The sequence below is a fragment of the Janthinobacterium sp. BHSEK genome (assembly GCF_056174685.1).
Genome location: NZ_JBWBYV010000008.1, coordinates 51,569 through 65,188 on the forward strand (window position 1 = coordinate 51,569; position 13,620 = coordinate 65,188).

Sequence of the window (13,620 nt, forward strand, 5' to 3'; positions counted from 1 at the left end):
GCTGCTTTCTGTTTGCGCGCTAAGACCGCAGCAAGAAACATAAAAAATACCATCAGGAGTTTCTCCCTGGTGCCGTTCTGGTCAGCTACCGGCGCCTGGTGCGCGACTACGAGCAGCGCATTGATGTTTCGGAAAATATGATTTACCTGGCCATGGGTTCGTTGCTGCTGCACCGACTAAATTTCCGCTAAGTTATTAAACCGTTTCTGAAGGCATACGCAATAACTTTTCTGATTACCTGGAATTTTCATCAATTAAATTGATGCAAATTCCCGGGGAAATAAAACGAATGACATCCATGCGATTGCAATTAATAGCAAATTGTACGCTGCTTGATAAAATTCAAAACGGCACCCGAAGGTGCCGTTTTTGTCAGCTGGCAGCGTAGATTACGCTTCGTCGCCGTGGTGTTGCTGGGTTTCGATATCCTGCAACGCTTCGGCAGCTTCGCCGGCCATCGAGGCTTTCTCGGCCAGCAGCAGCGCTTGACGCTCTTCCACTTCCCACGCTTCTTTCTCTTTGCGTGCGCGGTGGAAGGCCAGGCCCGTACCGCCAGGAATCAGGCGGCCGACGATGACGTTCTCTTTCAGGCCGCGCAGACCATCGCGCTTGCCCATGATCGCCGCTTCGGTCAGCACGCGGGTGGTTTCCTGGAACGATGCGGCCGAGATGAACGAATCGGTCGACAGCGATGCCTTGGTAATACCCAGCAAGACGTTCTCGTAGGTCGCAGGAATCTTGTTCTCCGACGTTACGCGATCGTTCTCGTCCAGCAGTTCCGAACGCTCTACCTGCTCGCCAACGATGTAGTTGGTGTCGCCGGCATTGACGATCTGCACACGGCGCAGCATCTGACGCACGATGACTTCGATGTGCTTGTCATTGATCTTCACGCCTTGCAGACGGTACACGTCCTGCACTTCGTCAACGATGTAGCGGGCCAGCGCTTCGATACCCAGCAGGCGCAGGATGTCTTGTGGATCGGCCGGGCCGTCCACGATCATCTCGCCCTTGTTCACGACTTGGCCGTCATGCACCAGCACTTGTTTGTCCTTGGTGATCAAGAACTCATGCTTGTTGCCGTCCATGTCCGTGATTTCCAGACGCTGCTTGCCCTTGGTTTCTTTACCGAACGCAACCGTACCCGTGACTTCCGCCAGCATACCGGCATCTTTCGGCGAGCGCGCTTCGAACAGTTCCGCAACGCGCGGCAGACCACCGGTAATATCGCGCGTTTTTTGCGATTCGGTCGGGATACGTGCCAGCACTTCACCCACCGATACCTGTTGACCGTCCTTCACCATGATCAGCGCGCCGACCTGGAAGCCGATCGCCACCGAGTGTTCGGTGCCGGCAATCTTGACTTCTTCGTTCGCGTCGTTGATCAGCTTGACTTGCGGACGCAGGGTCTTGGTCAGCGAACCGCGACGTTTCGCATCGATCGCCACCAGGGTGGACAGACCGGTCACTTCGTCGACCTGACGGGCCACGGTGACGCCTTCTTCGACGTTCTCGAAACGCACTTGACCGGCGTATTCGGTAATGATCGGACGGGTCAACGGATCCCACGTTGCCAGGGCCGTACCGGCCTTGATGACCATGCCGTCCTTGACGATCAGGGTCGCGCCGTACGGTACTTTATGACGCTCACGCTCACGGCCATGGTCGTCGGTGATCAGCACTTCGCCGGAACGGGAAATGACGATTTGCGCGCCCTTGCCGTTCGTCACGTAACGCATGGTTGCCGTGAAGCGGATGGTACCGTTCGACTTGGCTTCCACCGACGATGCCACTGCCGCACGCGATGCCGCACCACCGATGTGGAAGGTACGCATGGTCAGCTGGGTACCCGGCTCACCAATCGACTGCGCTGCCACCACACCGACGGCTTCGCCGGCGTTGACCAGCATGCCGCGGCCCAGGTCGCGGCCATAGCACTTGGCGCACAGGCCGAAGCGCGTGTCGCAAGTCAGTGGCGTGCGGACCTTGACTTCATCGATGGACAGACGCTCGATCTCTTCGACCATGTCTTCATCCATCAGGGTGCCGGCGTCATACAGGGTTTCCTGGGTTTCTGGATTGACGACGTCATGCACCACCACGCGGCCGAGGATACGGTCGCGCAACGGTTCGATGACTTCACCACCTTCAACCAGGGCCTTCATGACGGTACCGTTCATGGTGCCGCAATCGTCCTCGATCACCACCAGATCTTGCGTCACGTCGACCAGACGACGCGTCAGGTAACCGGAGTTCGCCGTTTTCAGCGCCGTATCGGCCAGACCTTTACGCGCACCGTGGGTCGAAATGAAGTACTGCAACACGTTCAGACCTTCGCGGAAGTTCGCGGTAATCGGCGTTTCGATAATCGAACCATCCGGTTTCGCCATCAGACCACGCATACCGGCCAACTGGCGAATCTGGGCTGCGGAACCGCGCGCGCCGGAGTCGGCCATCATGTAAATGGCGTTGAACGATTCTTGCGTCGACTGGGTGCCGTCGCGGCGCACTACGTCTTCGACTTTCAGCTGGTCCATCATGGCCTTGCCGACTTCATCCGAGGTCTTGCCCCAGATATCGACGACCTTGTTGTAACGCTCGCCGGCGGTCACGAGACCCGAGGCGTATTGCTGTTCGATCTGCTTGACTTCCGATTCGGCCGTCGCGATCAGGGTGACTTTTTGAGGCGGTACCAGCATGTCGTCGACGCAGATCGAGATACCGGCGCGTGTCGCCAGGCGGAAACCCGATTGCATCAGTTTGTCTGCGAACACCACGGTGGCGCGCAGGCCGCACTTGCGGAACGACGTGTTGATCAGCTTGGAAATTTCTTTCTTTTTCAGCGCGCGGTTCAAGACGGAGAACGGCAGGCCTTTCGGCAGAATTTCCGACAGGATCGCACGGCCGATCGTCGTTTCGTAGCGCGTGACCGTTTTCTCGAATTCGCCCGTTTCGGCGTTTTTCGGGTATTCGGTAATACGCACGGTGACGCGGGTCGTCAGTTCGACTTCCTTGTTGTCGTAGGCGCGGATCACTTCCGACACGTCAGGGAACATCATCCCTTCGTTCTTCGCATTGATCGCTTCGCGGGTCGCGTAGTACAGACCCAGCACGATATCCTGCGACGGCACGATCGACGGTTCGCCGTTCGACGGGAACAGGATGTTGTTCGATGCCAGCATCAGCGTGCGTGCTTCCATCTGCGCTTCGATCGACAGAGGAACGTGGACCGCCATTTGGTCACCGTCAAAGTCGGCGTTGAATGCGGCACAGACGAGCGGGTGCAGCTGGATGGCCTTGCCTTCAATCAGGACTGGCTCGAACGCCTGGATACCCAGACGGTGCAAGGTCGGTGCGCGGTTCAACATGATCGGATGTTCACGGATCACGTCTTCCAGGATGTCCCACACGACCGGCTCTTGAATCTCGACCAGCTTTTTCGCTGCCTTGATCGTGGTTGCCAGACCCATCAGTTCCAGTTTATTGAAAATGAATGGCTTGAACAGTTCCAGCGCCATCAGTTTCGGCAAGCCGCACTGATGCAGTTTCAATTGCGGGCCCACGACGATGACCGAACGACCGGAGTAATCGACGCGCTTGCCCAGCAAGTTTTGACGGAAACGGCCGCCCTTGCCCTTGATCATCTCGGCCAAGGACTTCAGCGGACGCTTGTTGGCGCCGGTCATCGCTTTGCCGCGACGGCCGTTGTCCAGCAGCGAATCGACCGCTTCCTGCAGCATGCGCTTTTCGTTGCGCGTGATGATCTCCGGAGCGCGCAGCTCCATCAGGCGTTTCAGACGGTTGTTACGGTTGATGACGCGGCGATACAGATCGTTCAGATCCGAGGTCGCGAAACGGCCACCGTCCAGCGGTACCAGCGGACGCAGTTCCGGCGGCAGCACCGGCAGCACTTCCATGATCATCCAGTCAGGCTTGATGCCCGAACGTTGGAACGCTTCCAGCACTTTCAGGCGCTTCGCGTATTTCTTGATCTTGGCTTCGGATTTCGATTCCTTCAGTTCCACGCGCAAGGTCTCGGCATCGCGGTGGATGTCGATCGAGCGCAGCAGTTCACGGATACCTTCGGCGCCCATGAAGGCGGTGAAGTCGTCGCCGTACTCTTCGTACTTGGCGGCGTAGTCGTCTTCCGACATGATCTGGCACTTCTTCAGCGGGGTCATGCCTGGATCGGTGACGACGTATGCTTCAAAGTACAGCACGCGTTCGATGTCCCGCAGGGTCATGTCCAGGACCATGCCCAGACGCGACGGCAAGGACTTCAGGAACCAGATGTGCGCGGTAGGCGAAGCCAGTTCGATGTGGCCCATGCGCTCGCGGCGCACCTTGGCCAGCGTGACTTCGACGCCGCACTTTTCGCAGATCACGCCGCGGTGTTTCAGGCGCTTGTACTTGCCGCACAGGCATTCGTAATCCTTGATCGGGCCAAAGATCTTGGCGCAGAACAGGCCATCGCGCTCAGGCTTGAAGGTACGGTAGTTGATGGTTTCCGGCTTCTTGACTTCGCCGTAGGACCACGAACGGATTTTCTCAGGCGAAGCGAGACCGATCTTGATTGCATCGAAGGTCTCGTTGGTCTGTACTTGCTTGAATAGATCGAGCAGTGCTTTCATGTATCACTCCAGAGGTGATTAAATTTCTATATTCCTGAGACTACATTGCCCGGCGTGGTTTCCCAGCCGGGCTTTGTGTTTCCCAAACCAAATGACAGGGTGCTGTCGTTTAGTTGCGTTCGAGGTCGATATCGATACCGAGCGAACGGATTTCCTTGACCAGCACGTTGAACGATTCCGGCATGCCGGCGTCGATCACGTGGTCGCCCTTGACGAGGTTCTCGTACACTTTGGTACGGCCATTCACGTCATCGGACTTGACGGTCAACATCTCTTGCAAGACATACGACGCGCCATACGCTTCCAGTGCCCAGACTTCCATCTCACCGAAACGCTGACCACCGAACTGGGCTTTACCGCCCAGTGGCTGTTGCGTCACCAGCGAGTAAGGACCGGTCGAACGCGCATGCATCTTGTCATCGACCAAGTGATGCAGTTTCAGCATGTGCATGACGCCGACAGTGACCTTGCGCTCGAACGCTTCACCGGTGCGACCGTCATACATGGTCACCTGGTTTTTCGATGCGGTCATGCCCAAGTTCTTGGCGATGTCGTCCGGATACGCCAGGTCCAGCATGCGGCGGATCTCTTCTTCATTCGCGCCGTCGAACACTGGCGTAGCGAACGGAACACCTTTTTTCAGGTTTTCCGCCAGCTTCATGATCTCTTCGTCGTCGAAGTTATCCAGCTCTTCCGCGCGGCCGTTGTCGTTGTAGATCGTCGTCAGGTACTTGCGCACTTGCTCGACCTTGGTTTGCGCCTTCAGCATTTCGCCGATGCGGATACCCAGACCCTTGGCAGCCCAGCCCAAGTGCGTCTCGAGAATCTGACCAACGTTCATCCGCGAAGGAACGCCCAGCGGGTTCAGCACAACGTCGGCTGGCGTGCCGTCGGCCATGTATGGCATGTCTTCCACAGGAACAATACGGGAAACCACACCCTTGTTGCCGTGACGACCCGCCATCTTGTCGCCCGACTGCAGGCGGCGTTTCACGGCCAGGTAAACCTTGACCATTTTTTGCACGCCTGGTTGCAGCTCATCGCCTTGCGTCAGTTTCTTGCGCTTCTCTTCGAAGGCAAGATCGAACTGGTGACGCTTCTCGTTGATCGATTCCTTGATCGCTTCCAGCGCTACCGCGGCATCGTCGTCCGCAGGGCGGATGTCGAACCAGTGGTATTTGTCCAGATCGGCCAGGTATTCCTTGGTGATCTTGGCGCCTTTGGCCAGCTTTTTCGGGCCGCCGTTGACGACTTTGCCGATCAGCATTTTTTCCAGACGCTGGAAGGCATCGCCTTCCACGATACGCATCTGGTCGTTCAAGTCCAGACGGAAGCGTTTCAGTTCGTCATCGATAATTTGCTGGGCACGCTTGTCGCGCACGATGCCTTCACGGGTGAAGACTTGCACGTCGATCACGGTACCGATCATGCCCGAAGGCACGCGCAGCGACGTGTCTTTCACGTCCGACGCTTTTTCGCCGAAGATCGCGCGCAGCAGCTTCTCTTCCGGGGTCAGCTGGGTTTCGCCTTTTGGCGTCACTTTACCGACCAGGGTGTCGCCTGCCTGCACTTCCGCGCCGATGTAGACGATACCGGACTCATCCAGACGTGCCAGCTGATTTTCAGCCAGGTTCGAGATGTCGCGCGTAATTTCTTCCGCGCCCAGTTTCGTGTCACGGGCCACCACCGACAACTCTTCGATGTGAATCGAGGTGTAGCGGTCGTCCTTGACGACGTTTTCCGAGATCAGGATCGAATCTTCGAAGTTCAGACCATTCCATGGCATGAAGGCCACGGTCATGTTCTGGCCCAGCGCCAATTCACCCAGGTCGGTCGATGCGCCGTCGGCGATCACGTCGCGCTTGGCGACGCGGTCGCCCACTTGCACGATAGGACGCTGGTTGATGTTGGTGTTCTGGTTCGAACGGGTGTACTTGATCAGGTTGTAGATGTCGACACCCACTTCACCAGCTTGCGCTTCGTCATCGTTGACGCGAATCACGACACGGCCCGCATCGATGTAATCGACGATACCGCCACGCAGGGCTTGCACGGTGGTGCCCGAGTCGACCGCAACGGTGCGTTCGATACCGGTACCGACCAGCGCTTTTTCCGGACGCAAGCAAGGCACGGCCTGGCGTTGCATGTTGGCGCCCATCAATGCACGGTTCGCATCATCGTGTTCGAGGAACGGAATCAGCGAGGCAGCGACGGAAACGATCTGGCCCGGCGCCACGTCCATGTACTGGATGCGCTCTGGGGATACCAGGATGGTTTCGCCGGCTTCACGGGCCGAGACCAGTTCATCGGACAGCATGCCTTCGTCGTTGATGGTCGCATTCGCCTGGGCGATGATGTAGCGGCCTTCTTCGATGGCGGACAGGTAGTCGATCTGATCGGTAATCTTGGAGCCTTCGACCTTGCGGTACGGGGTTTCCAGGAAGCCGTATTCATTCAGGCGGGCGTACAGAGCCAGCGAGTTGATCAGACCAATGTTCGGACCTTCCGGTGTCTCGATCGGGCAGACGCGGCCGTAGTGGGTCGGATGCACGTCGCGCACTTCAAAGCCGGCGCGTTCGCGTGTCAGACCGCCGGGTCCCAGAGCCGATACGCGGCGCTTGTGGGTAATTTCCGACAGAGGATTGGTTTGGTCCATGAACTGCGACAGCTGGGACGAACCGAAGAACTCGCGAATCGCGGCCGAAATCGGCTTCGAGTTGATCAGGTCGTGCGGCATCAGGTTGTCCGCTTCGGCTTGACCGAGGCGTTCCTTGACGGCGCGCTCAACACGCACCAGGCCGGCGCGGAATTGATTCTCGGCCAGTTCGCCCACGCAACGTACGCGACGGTTACCCAGGTGATCGATATCGTCGACTTCGCCGCGGCCATTGCGCAGTTCCACCAGGATCTTGATCACGGCCAGCACGTCTTCGTTCGACAGGGTCATGGCGCCCGTCAGTTCATCGCGGCCAATGCGGCGGTTGAACTTCATGCGGCCCACGGCCGACAGGTCGTAGCGGTCCGAGTTGTAGAACAGGCCATTGAACAGCGCTTCAACGGAGTCTTCCGTTGGTGGTTCGCCTGGACGCATCATGCGGTAGATCGCCACTTTCGCAGCCATCTGGTCGGCGGTGTCGTCGATACGCAGGGTTTGCGAGATGTAGGCGCCCTGATCCAGGTCGTTGGTGTACAACGTTTGGATTTCGGAGATGTTGGCATCGCGCAGGCGGCCCAGCAGGTCTTCCGTCAGCTCATCGTTCGCGGAAGCGACGACTTCGCCGGTGTCGCCATCGACGATATTCTTCGCCAATACGCGGCCCAGCAGGTAGTCTTCAGGTACGGAAATGTGCTTGATGCCGGCAGCTTCGATATCACGCACGTGTTTCGCGTTGATACGCTTGTCTTTCAGCACCAGGGTCTTGCCCGACTTGTCGACGATGTCGAAACGCGCCACTTCGCCGCGCAGACGCTCGGAGACGAATTCCATTTCCGCGCCTTCGGAGCGCAGGTTGAAATTGTCGAAGACAAAGAAATTGGCCAGGATTTGCTCGTGCGACATGCCGATGGCTTTGAGCAAAATCGTCACTGGCATCTTGCGGCGGCGGTCGACGCGGAAGAACAGGATGTCTTTCGGGTCGAACTCGAAGTCCAGCCACGAACCGCGGTAAGGAATGATACGCGCGGAGAACAGCAGCTTGCCGGACGAGTGAGTCTTGCCGCGGTCGTGCTCGAAGAACACGCCAGGCGAACGGTGCAACTGGGAAACGATAACCCGCTCCGTGCCGTTGATCACGAACGAACCGGTGGTCGTCATGAGCGGCAATTCGCCCATGTAGACTTCCTGTTCCTTCATCTCTTTGACGACGGGCTTGGTTGGCGATTCCTTGTCCAGGATCACCAGGCGCACTTTCGCGCGCAGCGGCGACGCGAACGTCAGGCCACGTTGTTGACATTCTTTGACGTCAAAGGCAGGATCGCCCAGAACGTACGACAAGAATTCGAGACGCGCAAAACCATTGTGCGACACGATAGGGAAAATCGAGGTGAAAGCCGACTGCAGGCCATCATTCTTGCGGCCGGACGGTGCTATGTCCTCTTGCAAGAAGCTATGATAAGACTCGAGCTGGGTCGCCAGCAGGAACGGAACGTGGTGAACGTTGGCGCGCTTCGCGAATGATTTGCGAATGCGTTTCTTCTCAGTAAATGAGTAGTGCATGGACACTCCGTGAGTGACAGAAAGGATAGAAAATTCAGGTTTTGCAAGTGTTCGTTTGCACCGCTGCGTGTGACACAGACGAAACCTCAAGGCTCTGCTTTCCGGCTTGAATCGAATAAAAACTGCTGCTACAACTACATGACAAATACGATGCAGACGACAAAGGAGCCAAAGTCGGATTTCCCCCCTTGCGAGGGGAAACCTCAGACTTTGACTCGGGCGCTAACTGACGCCAGTACAGATATTACTTCATCGAAGCGGTTGCGCCGGCTTCAACCAGTTTCTTCACTGCAGCTTCAGCGTCAGCTTTCGACACTGCTTCTTTCACAGTTTTTGGTGCGCCATCGACCAGGTCTTTAGCTTCTTTCAAGCCCAGGCCGGTGATTTCGCGAACTGCTTTAATGACGCCAACTTTGTTTGCGCCGAAGGTGTCCAGAACAACGTTGAACTCGGTTTGCTCTTCAGCAGCTGCTGCTGGGCCTGCTGCAGGACCGGCCGAAGCCATCGCTGCTGCGGACACGCCGAATTTTTCTTCGAATGCTTTAACCAGGTCGTTCAGGTCCATTACGGACATGGCGCTAACTGCTTCCAGGATATCGTCTTTGCTAATTGCCATTTTGAAACTCCTAAATTTATTACGTTAGTTACATCAGATTGGTACTGAGAGAAAAAAGCGCGCGCAATTAAGCGGCTGCTGGGGCTTCTTCTGCTGCTGCTTCTGCAGGAGCTTCGGCGCCTTCGCCTTTTTTCGCTGCCAGGGCAGCCAGACCACGTGCAAAGCCCGAAACCGGAGCCAGCATAACGCCCAACAACTGCGAAATGAGGACTTCACGGCTAGGAATGCTCGCCAACGCGGTGACAGCAGCTGTATCCAGCGGCTTGCCTGCGTAGTTACCTGCTTTGATGACCAGTTTGTCGTTGGTTTTAGCGAAGTCAGCGATGACTTTAGCTGCTGCAACGGCATCGGCCGAGATCGAGTAGATCAACGGGCCGGTCATGGCATCTGCCAGGCTGGCGAATGCGGTACCTTCAACGGAGCGACGAGCCAGAGTGTTTTTCAACACACGCAGGTACACGCCTTGGGCACGCGCTTTAGCACGCAGTTGCGTCAAGTGACCAACCTGGATGCCACGATATTCGGCCACGACGATCGTTTGCGCATTTGCTACTTGTGCGGAAACTTCGGCGACGACGGCCTTTTTGTCATTCAGATTGAGACTCACGGTCAACCTCCTTAAATGATGTTCGGCAATCACAACCGAGTGGTTGAGCGCCTTGCATCGGTTCGAACACGGCGTCCGAAGTCAAGAAGTACTAAACTGAGCGGATGGATTCACGCAGCATGAGGACTACAAAACTTGTTCGGGTACACCATCTGCGTTGGGCACTTGCCGTTGCCGGCAAGCCTATTAACCTTCTGCATGTGCGATCGCAGTCGGCCCAACGGTCTTTGATTGTCTGCCTGCCTGGTGCGGACACCGGGCAGACAGCCCAAAGATGCGCCCGCAGCGCCCGAAGGCGCTACAGGACTTGATTCTGTTACTTAAGCTGCCAGGCTAGCCTGGTCAACACGGACGCCAGCGCCCATGGTCGACGACAGCGAAACTTTGCGCAGGTACACGCCTTTGCTCGATGCTGGCTTGGCTTTGTTCAGTGCGTCGATCAGTGCGACCAGATTCGATTTCAGATCTGCGTCAGCGAACGATTTACGGCCGATGGTAGCGTGGATGATACCGGACTTGTCGGTACGGTACTGAACTTGACCGGCTTTCGCGTTTTTCACGGCGGTAGCGACGTCAGGAGTAACAGTGCCGACTTTCGGGTTAGGCATCATGCCGCGTGGGCCCAGGATCTGACCCAGGGTACCAACGATACGCATGGTATCTGGCGAAGCGATAACGATATCGAAAGGCATGTCGCCGGCTTTGATCTGCTCAGCCAGGTCTTCCATACCGACGATGTCGGCGCCAGCTGCCTTGGCAGCTTCCGCTTTTTCGCCCGACGCGAATACTGCCACGCGTACGGTTTTGCCGGTGCCAGCTGGCAGCACGACGGAGCCGCGCACCACTTGGTCGGATTTCTTAGGATCAACGCCCAGTTGTACCGATACGTCGATCGATTCATTGAACTTGGCCGTTGCGCACTCTTTGATCAGAGCGACAGCGTTGTCGAAGGCGTACACTTTGGTACGGTCGACTTTGGCTTTCAAAGCCTTGATACGTTTGGATAACTTAGCCATTATACAACACCTTCCACCGTGATACCGATCGAACGAGCGGAACCAGCGATGGTGCGTACAGCAGCATCCATGTCGGCAGCGGTCAGATCAGGGGTTTTCAATTTAGCGATTTCTTCAGCTTGTGCGCGGGTCAGCGTACCGACTTTGTCGGTATGTGGCTTCGGCGAACCTTTGGTGATCGCAGCAGCTTTTTTGATCAGGTAGGTTGCTGGAGGCGTCTTCATCACGAACGTGAAGGACTTGTCCGCAAACGCGGTGATCACGACTGGAATCGGCATGCCTGGCTCCAGACCTTGGGTCTGTGCATTGAAGGCCTTGCAGAATTCCATGATGTTCAGACCACGTTGACCCAGAGCTGGACCGATTGGTGGGGATGGGTTTGCTTTACCAGCTGGCACTTGCAGCTTGATAAAACCAATGATTTTCTTTGCCATGATGGCTCCTATCTTGGATTGAGTAGTAGCGCCCCGCCGATCCTACCCTGGCGGGGCTCCTCTGACCGGATTTCGCTGAGACCGCTGCGGCGCTCCTGGTGGCGCTGATACAACTTAAACTTTTTCGACCTGGCCGAATTCGAGCTCTACCGGGGTAGCGCGGCCGAAGATGGTGACCGAGACGCGCACTTTGGATTTCTCGTAGTTGACTTCTTCGACATTGCCGTTGAAGTCCGTAAACGGACCATCCTTGATGCGCACTTGCTCGCCCACCTCGTACAAGGTTTTGGGACGGGGCTTTTCAACACCTTCCTGCATCTGGCGCATGATGGCATCGATTTCGCGCGCGGAGATCGGCGTCGGCTTGTTCGACTTGCCACCGATGAAACCGGTAACCTTGCTGGTGTTCTTGACCAAGTGCCAGCTCTCGTCCGTCATTTCCATTTCAACCAGCACATAGCCAGGATAGAAACGACGTTCGGTGACGGATTTCACGCCATTCTTGACTTCGACGACTTCTTCGATCGGCACCAGGATCTGGCCGAACTGGTCTTGCATGCCCGCGCGCTCGATGCGCTCGGTCAGTGCGCGCATGACGCTTTTTTCCATGCCGGAATAAGCATGCACGACATACCAGCGCTTGCTGCTCACTGGCACGCTCAGCGCTGCACCAGTGTCCGCTACCGGAGCGTCGCCCGGAACGGACTCGTCCGCCGCTTCATCATGCACATTTTCGCTCATTATTTTTTCCAACCCAGAATTACGTCATACAACAAAAACTCGAGCAATTTATCCGTGCCCCACAGGAAAATCGCCATGACCAGCACAAAGGCAAACACGATCGCAGTAATCTGCGTGGCTTCTTTGCGGGTAGGCCACACGACTTTCTTGGTTTCGCGCACAGCTTCTTTGGCGAAATTGAGAAATTCACGGCCGGTCGTCGAGACATACAAGAGCGCAACAGCAATAACCAAACCAGCCACAAGCGCGCTTGCACGCACCAGAGCTGGTTGGCCTGCCAGGTAATAAAACCCGACTACTCCTGCAATCGCAGCTACTATTGCCAGCGCGACTTTTATCTTGTCACTCGACGTGCTAACGGTTTGCACGGATTGATTTGACATTTTTCTACTTTCGGTGCCCTGCACCTTGACGGTGGCAGGGACGGAGGGCATCGAACCCCCAACCTTCGGTTTTGGAGACCGACGCTCTGCCAATTGAGCTACGTCCCTACGTAAAACTTTCGAGGAGTGCTATTCTACCACCCAGGACGCCCCGGGTGGAAGCATAACATTTCCTTATGCGAGGATTTTTGCAACCACGCCGGCGCCGACGGTACGACCGCCTTCGCGGATAGCGAAGCGCAGACCTTCTTCCATCGCGATCGGGTTGATCAGCTTGACGGTGATCGACACGTTATCGCCTGGCATGACCATTTCTTTGTCTGCTGGCAACTCGATCGAACCGGTCACGTCCGTGGTGCGGAAGTAGAACTGTGGACGATAGTTGTTGAAGAATGGCGTATGACGGCCGCCTTCGTCTTTCGACAGAACATAGATCTCGCCGGTGAAGTGGGCATGCGGCTTGATCGAGCCTGGCTTGGCCAGCACTTGACCACGTTGCACGTCTTCACGCTTGGTGCCGCGCAGCAGCAGACCAACGTTGTCGCCCGCTTGACCCTGGTCCAGCAGCTTGCGGAACATTTCCACGCCGGTGCAAGTCGTCTTGACGGTATCGGTGATGCCGACGATTTCGATCTCTTCGCCGACCTTGATGATGCCGCGCTCGATACGACCGGTCACCACGGTACCGCGGCCCGAGATCGAGAACACGTCTTCCACTGGCATCAGGAAGGCGCCGTCAACAGCGCGCTCTGGCGTTGGGATGTAGGCATCCAGCGCATCGGCCAGACGCAGCACTGCGTCCACGCCCATCTCGCCTTCTTTGCCTTCCAGCGCCATACGTGCCGAACCTTTGATGATAGGCAGGTCGTCGCCTGGGAATTCGTACTTCGACAACAGCTCGCGCACTTCCATTTCAACCAGTTCCAGCAGCTCTGCGTCGTCGACCAGGTCGCACTTGTTCAGGAACACGATGATG

9 protein-coding genes, 1 tRNA gene and 1 pseudogene are annotated in these 13,620 nt (G+C 56.7%); 1 reads left to right on the plus strand and 10 read right to left on the minus strand.

The genetic code is table 11. From position 1 onward, the window contains the following. Positions 1-77: 77 nt before the first annotated feature. Positions 78-191: pseudogene (locus AC0V2Y_RS03585) on the plus strand (IS5/IS1182 family transposase); the annotation flags it as partial. A 198-nt stretch (positions 192-389) separates the two neighbouring features. Here the strand turns inward: AC0V2Y_RS03585 and rpoC are convergent. The 10 genes from rpoC to AC0V2Y_RS03635 form a co-directional block, all read right to left on the minus strand. Then, positions 390-4,631: a DNA-directed RNA polymerase subunit beta' gene (gene rpoC, locus AC0V2Y_RS03590; RefSeq protein ID WP_230542354.1), complete on the minus strand. Its 4,242-nt coding sequence runs from the start codon at positions 4,629-4,631 to the stop codon at positions 390-392. 109 nt (positions 4,632-4,740) lie between these two features. Next, positions 4,741-8,847: a DNA-directed RNA polymerase subunit beta gene (rpoB, locus tag AC0V2Y_RS03595; RefSeq protein WP_152254465.1), complete on the minus strand. Its 4,107-nt coding sequence runs from the start codon at positions 8,845-8,847 to the stop codon at positions 4,741-4,743. Positions 8,848-9,091: 244 nt separating this feature from the next. Then, a complete protein-coding gene (gene rplL, locus AC0V2Y_RS03600) occupies positions 9,092-9,463 on the minus strand; it encodes a 50S ribosomal protein L7/L12 (protein ID WP_070223390.1) in 372 nt (123 codons plus the stop codon). A 67-nt stretch (positions 9,464-9,530) separates the two neighbouring features. Continuing rightward, entirely contained in the window at positions 9,531-10,070 is a 540-nt protein-coding gene (rplJ, locus tag AC0V2Y_RS03605) for a 50S ribosomal protein L10 (protein ID WP_034753621.1), read from the minus strand. Between the two features lie 320 nt (positions 10,071-10,390). Then, positions 10,391-11,086, minus strand: coding sequence for a 50S ribosomal protein L1 (rplA, locus tag AC0V2Y_RS03610; RefSeq protein WP_034753134.1), 696 nt, complete (start codon positions 11,084-11,086; stop codon positions 10,391-10,393). Further along, complete coding sequence (gene rplK, locus AC0V2Y_RS03615) at positions 11,086-11,520, minus strand: 50S ribosomal protein L11 (RefSeq protein ID WP_034753131.1); 435 nt, start codon at positions 11,518-11,520, stop codon at positions 11,086-11,088. Before rplK ends, rplA begins: the two co-directional genes overlap by 1 nt. Before the next feature lie 114 nt (positions 11,521-11,634). Further along, positions 11,635-12,261, minus strand: coding sequence for a transcription termination/antitermination protein NusG (gene nusG, locus AC0V2Y_RS03620; RefSeq protein WP_076565135.1), 627 nt, complete (start codon positions 12,259-12,261; stop codon positions 11,635-11,637). Then, positions 12,261-12,644, minus strand: a complete 384-nt coding sequence (gene secE, locus AC0V2Y_RS03625) for a preprotein translocase subunit SecE (RefSeq protein ID WP_010394308.1) — start codon at positions 12,642-12,644, stop codon at positions 12,261-12,263. Before secE ends, nusG begins: the two co-directional genes overlap by 1 nt. A 32-nt stretch (positions 12,645-12,676) precedes the next feature. Further along, a tRNA-Trp gene (locus AC0V2Y_RS03630) sits at positions 12,677-12,752 on the minus strand. Positions 12,753-12,818: 66 nt separating this feature from the next. Continuing rightward, on the minus strand, positions 12,819-13,620 hold an 802-nt coding region (locus AC0V2Y_RS03635; protein WP_475413732.1), incomplete at its 5' end, for an elongation factor Tu.

Coding starts and splice junctions, on each gene's coding strand:
- rpoC (WP_230542354.1), bottom strand. CDS start 4,631: ATGAAAGCACTGCTCGATCTATTCAAGCAAGTACAGACCAACGAGACC.
- rpoB (WP_152254465.1), bottom strand. CDS start 8,847: ATGCACTACTCATTTACTGAGAAGAAACGCATTCGCAAATCATTCGCG.
- rplL (WP_070223390.1), bottom strand. CDS start 9,463: ATGGCAATTAGCAAAGACGATATCCTGGAAGCAGTTAGCGCCATGTCC.
- rplA (WP_034753134.1), bottom strand. CDS start 11,086: ATGGCTAAGTTATCCAAACGTATCAAGGCTTTGAAAGCCAAAGTCGAC.
- rplK (WP_034753131.1), bottom strand. CDS start 11,520: ATGGCAAAGAAAATCATTGGTTTTATCAAGCTGCAAGTGCCAGCTGGT.
- nusG (WP_076565135.1), bottom strand. CDS start 12,261: ATGAGCGAAAATGTGCATGATGAAGCGGCGGACGAGTCCGTTCCGGGC.
- secE (WP_010394308.1), bottom strand. CDS start 12,644: ATGTCAAATCAATCCGTGCAAACCGTTAGCACGTCGAGTGACAAGATA.